Below are 19,421 nucleotides of genomic sequence, written 5' to 3' on the forward strand. Positions count from 1 at the left end.
TTTATTATTTGAGTTGTTCCAGCGCCGGGCCAAGATGGCCGCCGCTGTCCGTCAGCAAACTTTGCGCCTTTGCTGGGGCGGCCCCCGCCGCAACCAGAACCGCCGGTTTCACGGCACCCGACGTGGCGGCAAGCGCCTCGTGCGCCCGCGCGACCGGCTGGCCCGACAGCGCCGCGACAATCCGCGCGGCGCGGTCAACCAGTTTGGCATTATCGGCCACAAGATTGACCATAAAGCCATCATGCACATGGCCCAGCCGCAGCCCGACCAGCACGGAAATCAGGTTCAGCGCCGCCTTTTGCGCGGTCGCTGCCCCTAGCCGGGTCGATCCTGCCACGATCTCTGGCCCGGTTTCCAGACAGACCGGAATATCGGCCAGATCCAGCAGCGGGGTGCCCGGCGCATGGGCCAGCCCGATCACCACTGTCCCTGCCGCCTTGCACAACCGTGCAACCGCCAACGTATAAGGCGTGGAGCCAGAGGCCGAGATACACAGTGCCACATCGCCCGCCCCAAGGTTGGCGCGAGAAAAATCCGCCCCGGCCAGCGACAAATCATCCTCGACCGCGCCGGTCATGTGCAGCAGGGCCGTCGCCCCTCCGGCGAACAGCATCGGCGTGCGGTCGGGCGCGATGCCAAAGGTGCCGGACAGCTCCAGGCAATCGGCCAGCGCCATCAGCCCCGAAGATCCGGCCCCGACGTATGCCAGCTTGCCACCGCTCGACAGCGCCTGTGCCGCCGCCAGTGCCGCCCGCTCCAGCGCGGGCAGAGCGGGGCGAACTGCGGACAGTGCCGCGATCTGGCTATCCAGCGCCAGCGACAGAACAGCAGCACCCGGCAGGGCTTGCAGACCCTGCGTTTGGGGATGGCGGCGTTCTGTCGCGGGTGTGGTCATGTGATTCCTCGATTTGATATGACAATGCCAAAACAATACCAATAGTAAAGGGATTTCTTGGATTGGCTGAAATTCCGTTCATTTCACGCAGGATATGGGAACGTGCTTCCTATTTGGTCTTTGTTTGGTATTATCGCGCCGAGAGGGATTCGGATGCAGTTGTTTCTTGGCATTGATGGTGGGGGCACGGGGTGCCGAGCGGCGGTGGCGGATGCCTCGGGCCGTATTTTGGCGCGGGCCGAGGCGGGGCCAGCCAACATCGCATCCGATCTGCCGGGGGCGATGGTAAATATCCTCAGGGCGGCGGATCATGCGCTGACCGAGCTGGGCGCGCAGCCTTCCATGGTGCGCGCCGGGCTGGGGCTGGCCGGGGCCAATGCGGCGGGGGTGGCGGAACAATTGGCCGCCACGCTGCCCTTTGCCGTGGCGCGGGTGGTGACCGATGCGGTGACGGCCGTGATGGGTGCCTTGGGCGAGGGCGACGGGATCGTTGCCGCGATGGGCACAGGATCGGTCTTTGGTGTGCAGCGCGGCGGGGTGGTACGCCAGATGGGCGGGCGCGGCCTTGCCATGGGCGACGAAGGCTCTGGTGCCTGGATTGGCCGCGCGATCCTGGCGCGCGCCTTGCGGGCGGTGGACGGGTTGGAGGATATGACGCCCCTGTTGCGCGCCCTGATTGACGAGGCAGGGGGCGATGACAGGGTGGTGGCCTATTCCCTGACCGCGCGGCCTGCGGATTATGCCGCGCTGGCGCCTCGGGTCCTGACGTCCGGCGATGCGGCGGCAGAGGCGGTGATGCAGGCGGCCACGGATCATGTCGCGGCAGCGGTTGCTGTGTTGCAGGCGGGGCAAGACCTGCCGGTGGTATTTCTGGGCGGGCTTGGCCCTACCTTTGCGGCGCGGCTGGCGGGGCGCTGGCCGATACGGCCCGCTTTGGGCACCGCATTGGACGGCGCATTGCGACTGGCGCGGAGGGACACATGAGCGAGACCATCTTCTCTGCTGCCGGGTTTGACGAACGGCACGCTGGCCCGCTGTATCTGCAATTGCAGCGCCGCATCGCCGAGGCGGTGGCCACCGGCCAGTTGGGCCCGGGCGACAGCCTGCCGCCAGAGCGGGACATGGCGGCGATGACCGGCCTGTCGCGCGTCACTGTGCGCAAGGCGGTTGAGGGGTTGGTGGCGCAGGGCCAACTGGTGCAGCGGCGCGGATCGGGCACCTTTGTCGCGCCCCAAGTCGAACGGCTGGAACAGGCGCTCAGCCTGCTGACCTCGTTCACCGAAGATATGGCGCGGCGCGGGAAATCTGTGGAATCCATATGGTTGTCGCGCGCACTTCATGTGCCGTCACCCGAAGAGGTGATGGCGCTGGGGTTGGGGGCGGGTGACCGCGTGGCCCGGATCGAGCGGGTGCGGCGGTCTGATGGAGTGCCGTTGGCGATTGAACGCGCCTCGCTGCCGCCCGATGTTTTGCCTGACCCTGCCGAGGTGGACACCTCGCTTTATGCTGTGCTGCATCTGCGCGGCCTGCGCCCGGTGCGGGCGGTGCAGAGGATTTCGGCGGCCAATCTGTCGGCCCGCGATGCCGACCTTCTGGGCGTTGCGTCCGGTGCGGCGGGGCTGAAGATCGAGCGGATCGGATATTTGCGCAGCGGGCGCGTGGTGGAATTCACCCGCTCGCTTTATCGCGGCGATGCCTATGACTTTGCCGTGGAACTGAAACTGCCCTCGGATGAGGAAAGGACGTGACGATGACCCAAAGCCACATGGCCCGTGAAGTGGCCGAAATTCCGCAGGTCGCGGCGCGGTTTCTGGACCAATCCGCCCCGGCGCTGGCAAGGGCTGCGGCGGCGATGCGGGCGGCTGACCCCGGCCTGATCGTGACGGTGGCACGCGGGTCTTCGGACCATGCGGCGACCTATCTGAAGTATGCGGCAGAGCTGCTGGCGGGGGTGCCGGTGGCTTCGGTCGGGCCATCGGTTGCTTCGGTTTACGGGCGGCAGTTGCGGCTGGGGGGGGCGGTCTGTATCGGCATTTCGCAATCGGGCCGCAGCCCGGATATTGTAGAGATGATGCGTTCTGCCGGGGCAGGCGGGGCCTTGTCGGTCGCGATCACCAATTTCGCCGACAGCCCGATGGCGCTGGCCTCGGCCCATGCTTTGCCGCTGCTGGCGGGGGTGGAACAGTCGGTTGCGGCGACGAAAACCTTTGTCACCTCTGTGCTGGCCGGGCTGGCGCTGGTGGCGGAATGGCAGGACGATGACGGGTTGCGCCGCGCCGTGGCAGGTCTGCCAGAGGCGTTTGACCGGGCGCTGGCGGTCGATTGGTCGCCCCTTGCCGCGCGGCTGTCACGGGCGCAATCGGCCTTTGTGCTGGGGCGCGGCCCTGCCTTTGCCATTGCCAGCGAGGCGGCGCTGAAATTCAAGGAAACCTGCGGCTTGCACGCCGAAGCTTATTCTGCGGCAGAGGTTCTGCATGGCCCTGCCGCGATTGTGCAATCGAACTTTCCCGTGTTGGCTTTGGCGGTGGAAGATGCCGCACAGGCAGGCGTGGTACAAACGTGCGAACGGCTTGCCGCGCAGGGGGCCGATGTGTTCGTGACCGGGGCCGCAGCACAAGGTGCCGTAACCTTGCCCGCCGTGACCGGGTTGCATCCTCTGGTTGCCCCTTTGGTGCTGGCCGTGTCGTTCTATGGCTTTGTCGAGGCGCTGGCCCGGCGGCGCGGCTTTGACCCCGACACGCCCCCCCATCTGCGCAAGGTGACGGAGACGGTGTGATGACCCTGACCTCTTACACAGGTGCGCGGGTTTTTGACGGGCAGCGGTTTTGCCATGGCGCGCTGGTGGTTGACGGCGGGCAGGTGGTTGAGATCGGCGCGCCGCAGGGGCAGGTGGTGGAGCTTTGCGGCGGCATTATCGCACCGGGCTTTCTGGATTTGCAGGTCAACGGCTCTGGCGGGGTGCAACTGGACGGGCAGGCCACGCTGGCGGGCCTGCGCACCATTTGCGACAGTCAGACGAGCCTTGGCGCGACGGGCTGTCTGCCGACGCTGATAACCGATACCTATCAGGCAACCGAGCAGGTGATCGCCGCCGGAATTGCGGCGACCCAAGCCGGGGTGCCGGGCTTTCTGGGCCTGCATCTGGAAGGCCCGCATCTGGACCCGCGCCGTAAGGGCGCGCATGACCCCGCGCTGATCCGCCCGATGGAGGAGCGGGATCTGGCGTTGTTGCTGCATGCCGCGCGCAATCTGCCGACGCTGCTGTGTACCGTTGCGCCAGAGGCGGTCAGCGCGAACCAGATCGCCGCTTTGGTGGCGGCGGGGGTGGTGGTCAGCCTTGGTCACAGTGATTGCTCTGCCACAACGGCGCGGGCCGCGATGGCGGCAGGGGCCGGATGCGCCACCCATCTTTTCAACGCGATGAGCCAGTTGGGCAACCGGGAGCCGGGCATGGTGGGCGCCATTCTGGGTGGACCCGGCTTTGCCGGGCTGATCGCCGACGGCCTGCATGTTGATCCGCTGTCAATGCAGGTGGCGCTGGCGGCCAAGGCCGAAGGGGTGTTTCTGGTCACCGATTGCATGGGCCTTGCCGGCACCGACCTGGCCGAGATGACGCTGGGCGGGCGGCATATCCTGCGCCGCGACGGCAGGCTGACCTTGCAGGATGGCACGCTGGCCGGGGCCGACCTGACCCTGTCGCGCGCCTTGCAGGTGCTGGTTGATCAGGTGGGGCTGGGGCCAGAGCGGGCGCTGGCCATGGCCTCCTCGGTTCCGGCGCGGGCGATTGGCAGGGGGGACAGCCTTGGCCATCTGGCACCGGGCCGGGGGGCGGATTTTGTGCATCTGTCGCCCGATTGGGCGCTGCGGGGAGTGTGGCGCGCCGGGCAGCCGATTGCGCCCTATGGCAAGGCGCGCACGGCAGCCAGCAACGCCTGAACCTGCGCCGGGTCTGTCTGGCGCGGCGGGCGGAGGGCAAAGCCCATCTGCAACAGGCGCGGATCAACCGCGCCTTCGCGGCCCCCGGAGGCGTGAAACGACCTTGCCCCGGTCGCCTGCGCAAGCTGCGGGATCAGCGCAGCCGTAACGCCAGAGCCCACCATCACCTCGACCCGGCCCGCTGCCGCCTGTACCATCCGCGCCAGCGTTGCAGCCCCATCGGCGGCGCGCGCCGCCCCGCCCGAGGTCAGGATGCGGTCAATCCCCAGATCGGCGGCCACCGCCACCGCATGAACCGGATCGGGCAGCAGATCAACCACGCGGTGCAGCGTGACCGACAGGCCCCGCGCCGCCTGCATCATCCGCGCCAGCGCCGCCACATCCAGCGCGCCGGTGGCGGTTGCCGCACCGATCACCACCCCCGCCAGCCCCATGCTGCGGATGGTGGCAATCTCGGCGCAGATCAGATCAAGCTCGGCTGCCGACCACAAAAAATCACCCGCGCGGGGGCGGATCATCACATGCACCGCGCCATTGCCCTGTGCCGCGTGCAACAGCCCGGTGCCGGGCGACAGGCCCCCCAGATCAAGGGCGGAACACAGCTCGATCCGGTCCACCCCGGCGGCGCGGCAAGTGGTCAGGCCCGCGACAGTATCGACACAGATTTCCAGCGTTGCGGGCATTCCCAACTCCCAGATCAGGCGCGGGGTGATCCGGGGCCGCGCGCTGTGCGTAGTCTTTGCACAACTGCCCGAGGTCGGGCCAGAGCGGATGGGCAGGCGATGCAGGTGATCTTACTTTATACCGTGACAACAGCGCTGTTTCTGGGGCTGGACATGGTGGGCATCCGCTATGTCGTGCTGCCTGCCTTTGAACGCGCGGTGGGCCATCTGTTGGCCGATCCGATGCGGTTAGGCCCGGCGGCGTTGTTCTATCTGGGGTTCACGGCGGGGCTTTTGTATTTCGTATCAATCCCCGCGTTGAAGGCCGAAGCGCCGTTGCAGGCGCTGGTGGGCGGCGCGGCTCTGGGGCTGTTGGCCTATGGCACCTATGAATTCACCAATTACGCCACCTTGGCCGACTGGACCTTGCGGCAGGTGGTGGTGGATTGCCTGTGGGGCACGGCGCTGTGCGGCGTTTCCGCCTGGGCCGGGGTAGCGGTGATGACCGGGCGGCTGGCCTAAAGCCGCGCCACCAGACGCAACGAGGCGGCATAGGGCAGGGCGCGCAACAGCTTGATTCCTAGGGTGAACCGCTTGGGGAAATGGATTTCAAAGCTGCGGCGCTGCAACCCGTTTGCCACGGCAATCGCCGCCTGTTCGGGCGTGATCAGGGCGGGCATGGCAAAGCTGTTCTTGTCGGTCAGCCGGGTTTTCACGAAGCCGGGGCTGACCAGCCGCACATCAATGGCGGGGGCCAGTTCGGTCCGCAGACTTTCGGCCAGATTGATGATCGCGGCCTTGGTGGCCGAATAAGCCTGACCGTTCGGCAGCCCGAAATACCCCGCGACCGAGCCGAACAGCACCAGTTGCCCGCCCGCCGCAATCAAGGGCGGGCAGAGGCGCGCGACATCCAGACTGCCCAGCAGGTTCACCCGCACCAGATCTTCGCTGCGCGCCGCGTCAAGCTCTGCCACGCGCGCCGGATCGTAGAGGGCGGCGGTGCAGATCACTCCATCGACCTTGCTTTCCGCCAGACTGGCCACCGCCCGCACCAGCGTGTCGCGCTGGCCCAGATCAAGCGGCAGCACGGTGGCATCGCCACAATCGGCGGCCAGCGCCTGCAACGCGCCCGCATCGCGGGCCGACAGGATCAGGCTGGCCCTCCGGCGGTGCAATTCACGGGCCAGCGCCGCCCCGATCCCAGCACTGGCGCCGATAATCCAATAGCGCTTGCCCGCGAAAAAGCCGGTCATATGCGGAACAGGGGCTGCAACAGGCGCGGCAACAGCGCATGAAAGCGCAAGGGCGCATCGGTTGCGGCAAGGCAGATGCAGGGGCCTTCCGGCCCGGCGATGGGCTGGTGGTCCAGCTCTCCCCCCGCCACCTCGACATCGCCGGCGGCAAAGCGGCCCTCGCTGTCGGAAAAGCTGCCTTGCAGGACCATCGTCAGTTCCAGCCCGCGGTGGCCATGTTCCGGCACCGCCATTCCCGGCGGGATATAGAGCAAGCGCAACGACCCCTCGCCATCGGCCGCCAGAATCTGCTGGCGCACCCCGCCGCCCAGCATCCGCCAGGCGGGCGGTTTGCCGCCCATCGCCTGCATCACAGGCGCAGGAAAAATGCCGGAACGGGTGATGGGCGCGGGTTCCGGCACCTCATCATCCAGCGCTGCCAGCGCACGGCCCAGCGCGCCCGACGACAGGCTGACCGGCCCAACGCTGTCCATCAGCGCGCCACCCAGCACCTCTGCCGCTTCGGCCCGCGCGCGGCATTCGTCGCAAACCGAGATATGGGCGGCCACCACCACGGAAAACACATGCGGCAACTGCCCGGCAACATGCGCCGCGATCAGCTTTTCAGCGATATGATGAGAAATAACGGTCATTCGGGTTTGAGATCTGCCAGTTCCTTGCGCAGCCTGTCCAGTCCCAGGCGGATGCGCGATTTGATGGTGCCAAGGGGCAGGCCGGTCTGCTGGCTGATCTCGGTATGGGTCAGCTCTTCCAGAAAGGCCTGTTCGATGGTGCGGGTTTGTTCGGGGTTCAGGGCCAGAAGGGCGGCCTTGAGCCGTGTGGTCTCTTGCTCCAGCGCCAGAATTTGCTCGGCGTCGGGTTCGGTGTCGGGCGCTTCGTCCAGCAGCTCGGGCAATGGCGCGGGGCGGCGGCGCACCAGATCGATCTGGCGGTTCCTCGCGATGCGGTAAATCCAGGCCGAGGCGGGGGCGCGGTGGGGGTCAAACTGATCGGCCTTGCGCCAGACCGCCAGCATCACATCCTGCACCACATCCTCGGCGGTGCCATCGCGCAAGCCGCCGCGCATCAGCATGGCCTTCACCCTTGGGGCGAAATGGTCGAACAGGCGGGCAAAGGCCTGCCGGTCACGCTGGTCACGCACCGCAAGCAGCCAAAGCGTCTGTTCCGAGATCGTCTCTTGCACGCCGCGCTCCTGTCTCACCGGCGCACCATGCCCCGGTGCCGCGCGGTCTGACAAGACCGGCGGCGGGGCGGCTGCCTGTGGGGCATGCAAAAGGGGGCAATCAAGCGACATGCAGGGGATACGCTGCCCAAGGCAGGGCGGATCACCCCGAAACGGGTAGGGCAGAATAAATTCTTGCCGGGCTGATCCGCCCGCCTGGGCATTGCGTAACCCTTGATGCAACCATCCAAAACAAGCGGAGCATCCCCTTGCCCTTTGACCAGACGCCCGCCCAAAGCATTGCCATCATCGGCGGCGGCATCTCTGGCCTGTCAGCGGCCTGGGCGCTGTCGGGGATACACCGGGTCACGGTCTATGAGGCAGAGCCGCGTCTGGGCGGTCATGCCCGCACGGTGATGGCGGGGCTGCGGGGCGATCAGCCGGTTGATACCGGGTTCATCGTGTTCAACTATGCCAATTACCCGCATCTGACGGGCCTCTTTCGCGATCTGGATGTGCCGGTCGAACGCAGCGACATGAGCTTTGGTGTTTCCATCGGCGGGGGGCGGTTGGAATATGCGCTGGCCTCGGTCAACGGGTTGTTCGGCCAACGCTCCAATGCGGCGAACCCGCGGTTCTGGGGCATGCTGCGCGACATCATGCGGTTCAATGCGCGGGCCGGGGCCGAGGCGGCGGACCCCAGCCTGACCATCGACCAGTTGCTGGCGCGGCTGGGGGTGGGGCGGTGGTTTCGCGACTATTACCTTTACCCCATCTGCGGGGCGATCTGGTCCACGCCGACGCAGGCGATTGGCGGCTTTCCGGCACAGGCGCTGGTGCGGTTTATGGGCAATCATGCGTTGATGTCGCCCACCGGTCAGCACCAGTGGTGGACGGTGACAGGCGGCAGTGCGGCCTATGTCAGCCGTCTGACCGGGGCGCTGGCCGCGCGCGGGGTTGACCTGCGCCCTGCCACCCCGGTGCAGCGCGTGGTGCGCGATGCGGACGGCGTTACCCTGCACACCGCGCAGGATGAGCCGCGCCGCTTTGATCAGGTGATCTTTGCCACCCATGCCGATGTGACCCTGCGCCTTTTGGCCCAACCCAGCCCGGCAGAGCAGGCGACCCTTGGCGCGATCCGCTTTCAGGACAACCACACCGTTCTGCACCGCGATCCGGGCTTTATGCCGCGCCGGAAGGCGTGCTGGAGTTCGTGGGTCTACAGCACCGACAGTCTGCTCCCCGCCGATACGCCACTGGGTGTGACCTATTGGATGAACCGCCTGCAAAACATCCCCGAGAGTGACCCGCTGTTTGTCACGCTGAACCCGGCGCGGCCGATCCGCGACGATCTGGTTTACGATCAGGTGACCTTTCGCCATCCGGTGTTTGACCATGCCGCCTTGGCGGCGCAGGGGCGGCTGGCCGGGTTGCAGGGGCAAAACCGCAGTTGGTTTGCTGGGGCCTGGATGCGCAACGGCTTTCACGAAGATGGGTTTGCCAGCGCCCTGCGCGTGGCCCGGCGGCTGGCGCCGGTTCTGGCATGAGGGGGCTGGCGGCAAGCCTTGCGGCGGGCGAGGTGCGGCGCATCCCGGCCCAAACCACCCATGCCCGGCGCGGGGGCATTCGCCATGCCTTCCGCTATCATGTTGATTACATGATCCTGTGCCCCGAAACGGCACGCCCGCGCCAACTGTTTTCAATCGACCGTTTGAATCTGGCTTCGTTTCACAGCCGCGACCATGGCGGCCCGCGCGGGCAGGGGCGCGGTGCGGCTTGGGCGAGAGAGGTGCTGGGCGAGGCGGGGCTGGATACTGCGGGGCTGACCATCGCGCTGATCACCCAGCCGCGCCTGTTGGGCCTGTGGTTCACGCCCGTCAGTTTTTGGCTGGCGCTGTGTGGCGATGACCTGCTGGCCGTGATTGCCGAGGTGAACAACACCTTCGGCCACCGCCACAGCTATCTGTGCCACCTGCCGGATTTTGCGCCCATCACCCCGCAGGATGAGATGGTGGCGCAAAAGGTGTTCTACGTCTCGCCATTTCAGCGCATCGCGGGCAGCTATCGGTTCCACTTTGATCTGCGGCCAGACCGCTTTGGCGTGCGGATCGCCCAGATCGACGGGGCAGAGGGGCTGATTGCCACGATGACCGGCCCCATCACCCCCCTGCGCAGCCGTGACCTGCTGGCCAGCCTGATCCGCCGCCCCGGCGGGGCCGCGCGGGTGCTGACGCTGATCTTTTGGAACGCGCTGCGGCTGCGGCTGAAAGGCGCGCGGTATCAAAGCCCACCCCCTCCACCCGCTCAGGAAATCAGCCGCTGATGATGTTTGCGACCAACCTTATGAAAACCCGCTTTCTGTCCTCGCTGGAAGGGCTGCGCCACGGTACGCTGGTGCTGACCACGCCGGAGGGGCAGGTGCATCGTTTTGGGGCTGGGCCAGAGGTGGACCTTACCATCCGTGATTGGTCTCTGCTGCCCCTGCTTCTGACGCGGGGCGAGATTGGTCTGGGAGAGGGCTATGTTGCCGGCCTGTGGGAGACCAGCAGCATTGAGGCGCTGATCACCCTTGCCCTGCGCAATTTTGACCACCTGCAAGGCTGGGCCACACCGGGATGGTGGAGCCGGATCAAGCTGCACCTCTTGGGCCGGGTGCTGCGGCCCAACAGCTTGCGCGGGGCGGGGCGCAACATCCGGGCGCACTACGATGTGGGCAATGAATTCTACCAGCTTTGGCTGGACCGGGGGATGACCTATTCCTCGGCCCTGTTTGCCCCCGGTGAAACCGATCTGGCCCGTGCGCAAGATGCGAAATACGACCGCATTCTTGGCCGTTTGGGGCAGGGGGAACGCGTGCTTGAAATCGGCTGCGGCTGGGGCGGGTTTGCCGAGCGCGCGGCGGAAACCGGGCGGCATGTGACCGCCATCACCCTGTCGCCCAGCCAAAAGGGCTATGCCGATGCACGGCTTGACGGGCGGGCCGATGTGCGGTTGCAAGACTATCGCAGCGTCACGGGCCGGTTTGACAACATCGTGTCCATCGAGATGATCGAGGCGGTGGGAGAGGCCTATTGGCCGATCTATTTCGCCAAGCTGAAGGACAGCCTTGCCGAAGGCGGCCGTGCCGTGCTGCAGGCCATCACCGTGCCGGATGCCGAATTCTCGGTCTATCGCAAGACCACCGACTACATCCGCCACTATACCTTTCCCGGCGGCATGTTGCCCTGCAACGCTGCAATGGCCGATCAGGCCCGGCGCGCGGGGTTGCAGATGGTGGGCAGCTTTGCCTTCGGGCAAGACTATGCCCGCACCTGCCGGATCTGGGGCGAGAACCTGCAAGCCGTTGCCCCCAAGCTGGCGCGGCTGGGGTTTGACGACAGATTCCGGCGCAACTGGCTGTATTATCTGGGCAGTTGCGCCGGGGCCTTTGCAACGGGCCGCGCGGATGTGGTGCAGGTGGAGTTTGCCCACGCCCAAAGGTGATTTACCGCCTCGCATGGCGTCCGAATTGGCGAAGGCCATCGCCTTTGCCACGCGGTGAAGGGGCAAGTTGCACGGTCGGGCCCATAAGGCCCGGCCAGCGCCCGCCCCGCCATCGGCGGGCGCTTCTCGCCCGCCGGGGGTGATGAGGGGTGAGAAACGTGCCAGTGGCACGTTTCCCCGAAGAACGCCGCGCCCGTGGCGCGGCTGGGTGGCACTGGCCTCTCCGAAGGTTCTTGCCGAACTGTCTCTTGTGGAAACCGCACGCACGGGCGGGGAAACGCAGGGCGTTTCCTGATCCGCCCGAACCGACCGCAGGGGCTGATTTCAGCCCATCCGCTCGCTGGCATAGCTGCCGGGGCTGGCGGGGAAGACCACCGTCTTGTTGCCGTTCTGGAACACGCGGTGGTGGATGTGGGCGTGGATCGCGCGGCTAAGAACCTGCGCCTCTACATCCCGACCAAGGCTGACGTAATCCTCAGCCGATTGGGCATGGGTGATGCGCACGATATCCTGTTCGATGATCGGGCCTTCGTCCAGATCGGCGGTCACATAGTGGGCAGTTGCCCCGATCAGCTTGACCCCCCGCTCATAGGCCTGCTTGTAAGGGTTGGCCCCCTTGAACGATGGCAGGAAGGAATGGTGGATGTTGATGATCCGCCCCGACATGCGCTGACAGAAGGCATCGGACAGAACCTGCATATAGCGCGCCAGAACCACCAGTTCGGCACCCGATTCATCGACGAGGTTCAGCAGACGCTTTTCCGCCTCGGGCTTGTTTTCCTTGGTCACCTTGATGTGGTGGAACGGCAGGTCGTGGTTCACCACCACCTTCTGATAGGTCAGGTGGTTCGACACCACGCCGACAATATCCACCGGCAGCGCGCCGATCTTCCAACGATACAGCAGGTCGTTCAGGCAATGGCCAAAGTTCGACACCATCAGCAGCACCTTCATGCGGTGCGCGCCGTCATCGATGGCCCAGGTCATGCCGAACGGGTCTGCCACGGCGGCGAACCCGTCGCGCAGCGCGGCCAGCGAAGCCCCGGTTTCCGACCGAAAGGTGATGCGGGTGAAAAACTGGCCGGTCAGCTCATCATCGAACTGCGAGGCGTCGGTGATGTTGCAGCCCTGTTCGGACAGATAGGTGGTAATGGCCGCAACGATCCCGCGGCGCGAGGTGCATTGCACGGTCAGGACATAGGCGGTCATGCCGGTTTTCCTTTCAGATTCCTGTTACAAGTCGGCAGTTTGTCTGCCAGAGCTTGCGGGCGAGGCTTGGGTGGCGCGTTGGCCCATGTCAATCCATGGGTCAAAAAACAAAGGGTGAAAAGCGACGCAAATTTGCCGCCTTTCACCAATTGCCGATTGTTTCGGCACATCCCGTCGCCAATCGGAAACTTATCCCTGCCGCGTGACCTTTTTCACCAGCACATAAAGGGCGGGCACCATGAACAACGCGATCACGGTCGAGGCGACCATCCCCCCCAGCACCCCGATGCCGATGGCATGCTGCGCCGCCGCCCCGGCCCCGTTGGCCAAGGCCAGCGGCAACACCCCCAGCGCAAAGGCGAAAGAGGTCATCAGGATCGGGCGCAGGCGAATTTCTGCCGCCTTGCGGGTGGCCTCCATCATGCCGACGCCCTGTTTGCGTAAGGATTCGGCAAATTCGACGATCAGAATGGCGTTTCGCGCGGCAAGGCCGATGGTGGTCAGCAGGCCCACCTTGAAATAGACGTCATTCGACTGGCCAAAGGCCCAAGCCGCGACCAGCGCGCCCAAGATGCCCACCGGCACCGCCAGCATCACGGCAAAGGGCACCGTCCAGCTTTCGTAAAGGGCTGCAAGGCACAGGAACACCACCAGCCCCGACATGGCGAAGAGCAGGGGGGCCTGATTGCCCGCAAGCTGTTCCTGATAGGACAGCCCGGTCCAGGCGATGCCGTAGCCGCCGGGCACCTCTTTCACCAGTTCGGCGATCTTGGCCATCGCCTTGCCCGTGGAAACCCCGTCCGCCGGGTTGGCGGAAATGGAAATCGCCCGCGTGCCGCCATAGCTGTCCAGCGAGGGCGAGCTTTCGGTCCAGACCTTGTTCATGAAGGCGGAAAAGGGCACCATTTCGCCCGCGCTGTTGCGCGCGGTCCAACTGTCGATCTGTTCGGGCTGCATCCGCCATTCGGGGGCGCCTTGCACGATGACCGGGCGCAGCTCGGTTCCCAGTTGGAAATCATTGACTTGCGACCCCGAGAAGATGACCGACAGCATCGCATTCACATTGCTGACGGTTAGGCCCATGGCGCGGGCCTTTTCCTGATCGATGTCCAGTTTCAAGGACGGGCGGCGGTTCGGTTCCTGCCCCCGGAAACCTGATGCCACCCCTGCCGCTTCGGCCCGCGCCACCAGATCTTGCGCGGCATCTTCCAGCGCTGCCTGCCCGCTGCCCGCCTGATCGATCAGGTAGAATGAAATCCCGGCGTTCTGGCCCAGGCCCTGAATTTGTGGCGGCTGCATGAAGGTGATGTTGCCCGCCCGGTGGCCGCGGAACCGCTGGGTGCCCGCCTGTTGCAGCATCGCCGCCGTCAGGCCGGGGCGGTCTGCGAATGCCTTGAGCTTGACGAACACCATCGCCGTATTCTGCCCGCCGCCGCCAAAGGAAAAGCCAAGCGCAGTCATCACGCTGTCCACGCTGGCCTTTTCGTCGGTCAGCAACCAGTCCTGCACCTCGGTTGCCACCGCCGCCGTTTGCGCGGTGGTCGATCCTTCGGCCAGCCGCAGCATGACCATCAGCACACCCTGATCTTCTTGCGGAACAAAGGAGGAGGGCAGGCGCTGGAACAGCAGTCCCGCACCCCCGCCGATACCCAAAAGCAGAACCAGCATCAGCAGGGGCTTTTTCATCGCGGCCCATGCAATGCTGCCATAGCTGCGGGTCGCCCCGTCCAGCCCCCGGTTGAACCCCCGCGCAAAGGCGTTGCCGCCGCCATGCGCCCGCCGTTTCAACAGCGCGGCACACATCGCAGGCGTCAGGATCAGCGCAACGGCCAGCGACAGGATCATGGCCGAGATGATGGTGACCGAGAACTGGCGGTAAATCACCCCGGTTGATCCGGTCATGAAGGCCATGGGTAAAAACACCGCCGACAAGACAAGCACGATGCCCACCAGCGCCGAGGTGATCTGCTGCATCGACCGGCGCGTCGCCTCCAGCGGGTCAAGGTGGTCCTCCTCCATCACCCGTTCTACGTTTTCCACCACGACGATGGCGTCATCGACCAAAAGGCCGATGGCCAGCACAAGGGCGAACATGGTCAGCGTGTTGATCGAAAAGCCGAAGACCGCCAGCACGCCAAAGGTGCCCAGCAGCACGACCGGCACGGCGATGGTTGGGATGATGGTCGCCCGCCAGCTTTGCAGAAAGATCAGGATGACAAGGAACACCAGACCCACCGCCTCAAACAGGGTGTGATAAACCTTTTCGATGGACTGTTCGATAAAGGGCGAGGTGTCATAGGGATAGGCGATGTCAACGCCTTCGGGCAGGGCGGGCTTGATACTGTCCAGGACCGCGCGCACCCGGTTGGCGGTTTCAACCGCATTCGCGCCAGAGGTCAGAGTAACCGAGAAACCGGCGGCATTCGCGCCGTTCAGCAGCGCCGAGGCACCATAGCTTTCGGTGCCAATCTCAATCCTTGCCACATCGCCCAACAGAACGCGGGCACCGTCTTGCTCGCCCTTCAACTGAATGCGGGCGAATTGGTCCACGGTCGAAAGCTGGGTCTGCGCCGACAGCGCCACGGTCAATTGCTGACCCGGCACCACCGGCTGTGCGCCCAGTGAGCCCACTGAAACCGTCGAGTTCTGATCCGCGATGGCCGAGGAAATATCCGCCGTGGTGATCTGGTATTCCGCCATCTTGATCGGGTCCAGCCAGACCCGCATCGCATAGCCCGAGGAAAAGCTGTCGATCGATCCCACGCCATCGGTGCGCAGCACCGCATCTTCGATCAGCTGCCCGGTCAGATCGCCCAGTTCCACCGTCGAATAGCGCCCGTCTTTTGACACCAGCGCGCCGACCATCAGAGAAGATTCGCCACTGCGCGCGACCGAGATGCCGCGCTGCACCACGGTATCGGGCAAACTGTTCTGAACCCGTTGCAGCTTGTTCTGGACCAGCATCTGCGCGGTGTCAGGGTCGGTTGCATCCGAAAATGTCATCGCCACCTGCGACCGCCCCGTGGCGCTGGAGGTGGCGGTCATGAACAACAGGCCGTCCAGCCCGGTCATCCCGTTCTGGATGACCGAAGTGACCGAGTTTTCCGTCACCTCTGCCGAAGCGCCGGGGTAATTGGCGGTGATGGTCACGCGGGTGGGCGCGATGTCGGGGTATTGTTCAATCGGCAGGGTCATCAGCCCCCAGGTGCCGAACAGCATGGTGACAATGGCGATGACCCAGGCAAAGACGGGGCGGGTGATAAAAAACTGCGCCACGGGGTCAGTTCCCCGCCGCAGTCGTCTTGGTCGGTGCCGGGGCGGCGGCGTCCTGCACCACGCCGTTTGCGTCGATGGTGGCGGGAACCGGGTCCACCGCCTGCCCGTCGCGCAGGTTGGTGGTGCCGTCGATCAGGATGCGGTCACCCGCCGCCAGCCCGGACTGCACCACCCAGGCGCTGCCATGGGTGCCGCTTTCGGTCACCACCTGTTTTTTCGCCTTGCCCTCCACCACCAGCCAGACGCTCAGGCTGCCATCACGCTGACGCTGGGCGGCGCGCTGGGGCACCAGAAAGGCGGTGGTCTGGCCCAGCTTCAGCTCGCCATGCAGGAACATGCCGGGCGCGATCCGCCCGTTGGCATTGCCCACCTCGAACCGCAGGGTACGGGTGCCGGTGGTGGTGGAAACCGTAGCCCCGGTTGAAACCAGCTTGGCCGCCCCTTCAACGCGCCGCCCGTCATCCAGGATCAGCGTCAGGTCCGGTTCGCCCAGCGTGACCTCACCCGCCGCCGCCCGCGCCTCGATCCGCAGGCGGGTGGGATAGGGTTCGGTCAGATCGACATGGATCGGATCGACTTGCACAATCTCGGCCAGCGCCTCTGACTGGTTCTGCGTCACCAGATCGCCAACCGACACCTGCGGCACCCCGACGATGCCGGCAATCGGCGCGCGGATCGTTGTCCAATCCAACTGCGCCTTGGCCAGTTTCAGGCTGGATTCCGCCGCCCCCAGCGTGGCTTGCGCCTTGAGCAGTGCTGCTTGCGCATCCTCAAAGCCCGAGCGGCTGGTGGCCGAGCCTTGCAACCGTTCGGCCCGGTCAAACGCCAGCTTTGCAGTGCGGTAATCGGCTTCTGCGCGGGTCCGCTCCGCCTCGGCGGCAGAAAGAGCAACCTCATAGGTCAGCGGGTCGATCGAGAACAGCGGCGTTCCCGCCGCAACCTCGGTGCCGGGCGCATAAAGGATGGCGGTCAGCGCCCCGCCCACCCTTGGGCGCACCTGCGTGGCGTTCTGCGCCAGCGCGCGGCCCGTCAGGGTGATGGTCACCGGCACCTGCGAAGCTGCGGCCTCCATATAACCGGCCTTCGCCGGGGGCTGCGCCGTGCCGCCTTGCTGGGCGTTGATGGGGGCTGCGAGCAGCAGTGGGGCAATCAGGGTCAGGGCGGCAAGGCGACGAAGCAGTAGCTGGTTACGGGGCATGATCATCCTTCGTCGAACATTGCGGTGGCCGATCCGCCCGCAGGGGGATTTTATGGTCTGCCGGGGTGATACGCACATGACAAGGTGATCCGTCGCAAGCCGGATCACAAGCCGTTCAACGCGAAGACTGGATTTGGGTCATGGACCACGGCGGTGGCGCGCAGAAAACAGACAGCCCGCAAGATGCACGGGTTTGCGCATCTTGCGGGCCGGTTTTATGAGGCCTTTTCAGGGGTCCAGTTTATTCAGCCGCGATCTTGATCACGGGTTCCATCTTTTCCAGAATCTCTGCCGACAGGTGGCATTTGATCTGATGGCCGCCGCCAATATCGCGCATCGGCGGCATCTCACGGTCACACAACCCCCCCGGAACCTGCGATTTCCAGCGGCAGCGCGTCTGGAACGGGCAGCCGGGTGGCGGGTTCAGCGCCGAGGGAATATCCCCTTCCAGCACGATCCGCTTGCGCGTGATATGGGTGTCGGCGATGGGAACGGCCGACAACAGTGCCTCGGTATAGGGGTGATAGGGCGGGGCAAAGACCTGATCGGTCGTACCGGTTTCCACCACATGGCCCAGATACATCACCAGCACCCGATCCGACAGGTAACGCACGATGGAAAGATCGTGGGAAATGAACAGAAGCGTCGTCTTGTTCTCGCGCTGAATGTCCATCAACAGATCGGTGACGGCGGCCTGTACCGACACGTCCAAGGCCGAAACGGGTTCATCCGCCACCACCACCTTGGCACCACCGGCAAAGGCCCGAGCGATGCCCACCCGCTGCTTTTGCCCGCCCGACAATTGCCGTGGCATCCGTTCGGCAAAGGCGCGCGGCAGTTTGACCAGATCCAGCAGTTCCAGCATCCGGTTGTGACGGTCTTGATCCGAATTGCCGAACTTGAAAATCTCCAGCGCGCGTATGATCTGACGGCCCACGTTCATCGACGGGTTCAGCGTGTCGAACGGGTTCTGGAACACCATCTGCACCCGGCTGACGGTATCGGTGTTGCGCTTTTGAATGGGCGTTGACTGCACATTCTCGTCAAACAGCATGATCGAGCCGGAGGTCGCGGTTTCCAGCCCCATCAGCACCTTGGCAAAGGTGGACTTGCCGCAGCCGCTCTCGCCCACGATGGCCAGCGTTTCGCCTTCATGCGCCTCGAAGCTTAGCGTTTCGTTGGCCTTGACCACCTTTTTGCTGCCGCCGCCAAAGGCACCGGAAGACACCGAGTAATACTTTTTCAGATCGTCCATCTTCAGAACAACCTTGCCAATCGGCGTCTTGACCTTGGCAACGCGGGCAGCGGGTGGTGCGGTCCAGTCGATCTCGGCCCATTTCAGACAGCGAGAGCCGTGGCGGTCGCTGTCGGGTACCGCAGACATCGGAATGTCGGCGGCATCGCAGCGGCCCTTTTCAAAGTAATCGCAGCGCGGGCCAAAATTGCAGCCCGGCGGGCGTTCATGCGGCAAGGGAAAGTTGCCGGGAATGGAAATCAGCGGGCGGGAATTCTTGTCGGCCCCCGGCAGCGGGATGGAACGGAACAGCGCCTGCGTATAGGGATGGCGCATCTTGTCGAACACTTCGGTGACGTTGCCGGTTTCCACCGCCTCACCGGAATACATCACGCAGATGCGGTCGCAGACATCCATCACCAGCCCAAGGTTGTGGCTGATGAACAGCATCGAAGTGCCGTATTTCTCGCCCAGATCCTTGACCAGATCGACGATCCCCGCCTCGACCGTCACGTCCAGCGCGGTGGTGGGTTCGTCCAGAATCAGCAGGGCGGGCTTTGACATCAGCGCCATCGCAATGACGATGCGCTGTTGCTGACCACCCGAAAGCTGGTGCGGATAGCTGCCAAGGATGCGGTCGGGGTCGGGCAGGCGCACATCGGCCACGATCTGGCGCGCCAGCTTCCACGCGGCGTCGCGCCCCATGCCTTCGTGGATCATCGGCACTTCTGCCAATTGCGCACCGATTTTCATCGCCGGGTTCAGCGAGGCCATCGGTTCCTGATAGATCATGGCGATTTCGCTGCCGCGGATGTGGCGCAGCTCTTCATCGCTCATCGTGGTCAGGTCGCGGCCCTTGAACAGGATGCGGCCCCCGGTGATGCGGCCGTTCTTGCCCAGATCGCGCATGACGGCCAGCGCCACGGTGGATTTGCCGCAGCCGCTTTCGCCGACAAGGCCCATCGCCTCGCCGGCCCGCACGGTGCAGGAAAAATCCATCACTGCGGGAATTTCGCGCATCCGCGTGAAAAAGCTGATTGAAAGGTTGTCGATCTGGAGGATCGGGGTTGAAGGATCCCAGTCGGTGATCTTGTCAGACATGGCGTGCCTCGT

At 64.9% G+C, this 19,421-nt stretch carries 17 protein-coding genes; 8 read left to right on the forward strand and 9 right to left on the reverse strand.

The window, feature by feature from the left end; translation table 11 throughout:
* Window positions 1–4 precede the first annotated feature (4 nt).
* On the reverse strand, window positions 5–895 hold the full coding sequence (locus JI744_RS04270; RefSeq protein WP_202658457.1) for an N-acetylmuramic acid 6-phosphate etherase: 891 nt from the start codon (window positions 893–895) through the stop codon (window positions 5–7).
* A 153-nt stretch (window positions 896–1,048) separates the two neighbouring features.
* On the opposite strand from JI744_RS04270, the gene JI744_RS04275 reads away from it, so the two are divergent.
* From JI744_RS04275 to nagA, 4 genes are read left to right on the forward strand one after another with little or no spacing between them, the layout of a single operon-like run.
* Entirely contained in the window at window positions 1,049–1,879 is an 831-nt protein-coding gene (locus JI744_RS04275; RefSeq protein WP_202658458.1) for a BadF/BadG/BcrA/BcrD ATPase family protein, read from the forward strand.
* Entirely contained in the window at window positions 1,876–2,643 is a 768-nt protein-coding gene (locus JI744_RS04280; protein ID WP_202658459.1) for a GntR family transcriptional regulator, read from the forward strand. Before JI744_RS04275 ends, JI744_RS04280 begins: the two co-directional genes overlap by 4 nt.
* Window positions 2,644–2,645: 2 nt before the next feature.
* Window positions 2,646–3,671: an SIS domain-containing protein gene (locus JI744_RS04285; protein WP_202658460.1), complete on the forward strand. Its 1,026-nt coding sequence runs from the start codon at window positions 2,646–2,648 to the stop codon at window positions 3,669–3,671.
* Window positions 3,671–4,831 (forward strand): N-acetylglucosamine-6-phosphate deacetylase, encoded by a 1,161-nt coding sequence (gene nagA, locus JI744_RS04290; protein ID WP_202658461.1) that lies wholly within the window; start codon window positions 3,671–3,673, stop codon window positions 4,829–4,831. The genes JI744_RS04285 and nagA overlap by 1 nt, the downstream gene beginning before the upstream one ends.
* Here nagA and JI744_RS04295 read toward each other — a convergent pair.
* The gene (locus JI744_RS04295; protein ID WP_202658462.1) at window positions 4,795–5,514 is read right to left on the reverse strand and encodes a copper homeostasis protein CutC; all 720 of its coding nucleotides are present in this window, start codon (window positions 5,512–5,514) and stop codon (window positions 4,795–4,797) included. The genes nagA and JI744_RS04295 overlap by 37 nt on opposite strands.
* 99 nt (window positions 5,515–5,613) lie before the next feature.
* Here JI744_RS04295 and JI744_RS04300 point away from each other — a divergent pair, with 99 nt between their 5' ends.
* Window positions 5,614–6,015 carry a DUF2177 family protein gene (locus JI744_RS04300; RefSeq protein ID WP_202658463.1) on the forward strand — a complete coding sequence of 134 codons (402 nt, stop codon included), beginning with the start codon at window positions 5,614–5,616 and terminating at the stop codon, window positions 6,013–6,015.
* Here the strand turns inward: JI744_RS04300 and JI744_RS04305 are convergent.
* The 3 genes from JI744_RS04305 to JI744_RS04315 are packed head-to-tail and all read right to left on the reverse strand — an operon-like array spanning window position 6,012 to window position 7,947.
* Window positions 6,012–6,746: an SDR family NAD(P)-dependent oxidoreductase gene (locus JI744_RS04305; protein ID WP_202658464.1), complete on the reverse strand. Its 735-nt coding sequence runs from the start codon at window positions 6,744–6,746 to the stop codon at window positions 6,012–6,014. The genes JI744_RS04300 and JI744_RS04305 overlap by 4 nt on opposite strands.
* The gene (locus JI744_RS04310) at window positions 6,743–7,378 is read right to left on the reverse strand and encodes a ChrR family anti-sigma-E factor (RefSeq protein ID WP_202658465.1); all 636 of its coding nucleotides are present in this window, start codon (window positions 7,376–7,378) and stop codon (window positions 6,743–6,745) included. Before JI744_RS04310 ends, JI744_RS04305 begins: the two co-directional genes overlap by 4 nt.
* Window positions 7,375–7,947 (reverse strand): sigma-70 family RNA polymerase sigma factor, encoded by a 573-nt coding sequence (locus JI744_RS04315; protein WP_328756847.1) that lies wholly within the window; start codon window positions 7,945–7,947, stop codon window positions 7,375–7,377. Before JI744_RS04315 ends, JI744_RS04310 begins: the two co-directional genes overlap by 4 nt.
* 230 nt (window positions 7,948–8,177) lie before the next feature.
* Here JI744_RS04315 and JI744_RS04320 point away from each other — a divergent pair, with 230 nt between their 5' ends.
* The 3 genes from JI744_RS04320 to JI744_RS04330 are packed head-to-tail and all read left to right on the forward strand — an operon-like array spanning window position 8,178 to window position 11,391.
* On the forward strand, window positions 8,178–9,455 hold the full coding sequence (locus tag JI744_RS04320; protein WP_202658467.1) for an NAD(P)/FAD-dependent oxidoreductase: 1,278 nt from the start codon (window positions 8,178–8,180) through the stop codon (window positions 9,453–9,455).
* Window positions 9,452–10,231 carry a DUF1365 domain-containing protein gene (locus JI744_RS04325; protein WP_202658468.1) on the forward strand — a complete coding sequence of 260 codons (780 nt, stop codon included), beginning with the start codon at window positions 9,452–9,454 and terminating at the stop codon, window positions 10,229–10,231. The genes JI744_RS04320 and JI744_RS04325 overlap by 4 nt, the downstream gene beginning before the upstream one ends.
* Window positions 10,231–11,391: an SAM-dependent methyltransferase gene (locus JI744_RS04330; protein WP_202658469.1), complete on the forward strand. Its 1,161-nt coding sequence runs from the start codon at window positions 10,231–10,233 to the stop codon at window positions 11,389–11,391. Before JI744_RS04325 ends, JI744_RS04330 begins: the two co-directional genes overlap by 1 nt.
* 324 nt (window positions 11,392–11,715) lie before the next feature.
* On the opposite strand, the gene purU is transcribed toward JI744_RS04330, so the two are convergent.
* The 4 genes from purU to JI744_RS04350 form a co-directional block, all read right to left on the reverse strand.
* Entirely contained in the window at window positions 11,716–12,600 is an 885-nt protein-coding gene (purU, locus tag JI744_RS04335) for a formyltetrahydrofolate deformylase (RefSeq protein ID WP_202658470.1), read from the reverse strand.
* Window positions 12,601–12,789: 189 nt separating this feature from the next.
* A complete protein-coding gene (locus JI744_RS04340) occupies window positions 12,790–15,876 on the reverse strand; it encodes an efflux RND transporter permease subunit (RefSeq protein ID WP_202658471.1) in 3,087 nt (1,028 codons plus the stop codon).
* A gap of 4 nt (window positions 15,877–15,880) precedes the next feature.
* Complete coding sequence (locus tag JI744_RS04345; protein WP_202658472.1) at window positions 15,881–17,074, reverse strand: efflux RND transporter periplasmic adaptor subunit; 1,194 nt, start codon at window positions 17,072–17,074, stop codon at window positions 15,881–15,883.
* Window positions 17,075–17,315: 241 nt separating this feature from the next.
* Window positions 17,316–19,409 carry a dipeptide ABC transporter ATP-binding protein gene (locus JI744_RS04350; RefSeq protein ID WP_202658473.1) on the reverse strand — a complete coding sequence of 698 codons (2,094 nt, stop codon included), beginning with the start codon at window positions 19,407–19,409 and terminating at the stop codon, window positions 17,316–17,318.
* Window positions 19,410–19,421: the final 12 nt, after the last annotated feature.

Origin of the sequence: Fuscibacter oryzae, assembly GCF_016765795.1 — a bacterium.
Classification (GTDB): Bacteria; Pseudomonadota; Alphaproteobacteria; order Rhodobacterales; family Rhodobacteraceae; genus Fuscibacter; species Fuscibacter oryzae.

What these genes read in the sequence shown, in the direction of transcription:
- JI744_RS04270 (WP_202658457.1), bottom strand. Translation starts at nt 895, where the DNA reads ATGACCACACCCGCGACAGAACGCCGCCATCCCCAAACGCAGGGTCTG.
- JI744_RS04275 (WP_202658458.1), top strand. Translation starts at nt 1,049, where the DNA reads ATGCAGTTGTTTCTTGGCATTGATGGTGGGGGCACGGGGTGCCGAGCG.
- JI744_RS04280 (WP_202658459.1), top strand. Translation starts at nt 1,876, where the DNA reads ATGAGCGAGACCATCTTCTCTGCTGCCGGGTTTGACGAACGGCACGCT.
- JI744_RS04285 (WP_202658460.1), top strand. Translation starts at nt 2,646, where the DNA reads ATGACCCAAAGCCACATGGCCCGTGAAGTGGCCGAAATTCCGCAGGTC.
- nagA (WP_202658461.1), top strand. Translation starts at nt 3,671, where the DNA reads ATGACCCTGACCTCTTACACAGGTGCGCGGGTTTTTGACGGGCAGCGG.
- JI744_RS04295 (WP_202658462.1), bottom strand. Translation starts at nt 5,514, where the DNA reads ATGCCCGCAACGCTGGAAATCTGTGTCGATACTGTCGCGGGCCTGACC.
- JI744_RS04300 (WP_202658463.1), top strand. Translation starts at nt 5,614, where the DNA reads ATGCAGGTGATCTTACTTTATACCGTGACAACAGCGCTGTTTCTGGGG.
- JI744_RS04305 (WP_202658464.1), bottom strand. Translation starts at nt 6,746, where the DNA reads ATGACCGGCTTTTTCGCGGGCAAGCGCTATTGGATTATCGGCGCCAGT.
- JI744_RS04310 (WP_202658465.1), bottom strand. Translation starts at nt 7,378, where the DNA reads ATGACCGTTATTTCTCATCATATCGCTGAAAAGCTGATCGCGGCGCAT.
- JI744_RS04325 (WP_202658468.1), top strand. Translation starts at nt 9,452, where the DNA reads ATGAGGGGGCTGGCGGCAAGCCTTGCGGCGGGCGAGGTGCGGCGCATC.
- JI744_RS04330 (WP_202658469.1), top strand. Translation starts at nt 10,231, where the DNA reads ATGATGTTTGCGACCAACCTTATGAAAACCCGCTTTCTGTCCTCGCTG.
- purU (WP_202658470.1), bottom strand. Translation starts at nt 12,600, where the DNA reads ATGACCGCCTATGTCCTGACCGTGCAATGCACCTCGCGCCGCGGGATC.
- JI744_RS04345 (WP_202658472.1), bottom strand. Translation starts at nt 17,074, where the DNA reads ATGCCCCGTAACCAGCTACTGCTTCGTCGCCTTGCCGCCCTGACCCTG.
- JI744_RS04350 (WP_202658473.1), bottom strand. Translation starts at nt 19,409, where the DNA reads ATGTCTGACAAGATCACCGACTGGGATCCTTCAACCCCGATCCTCCAG.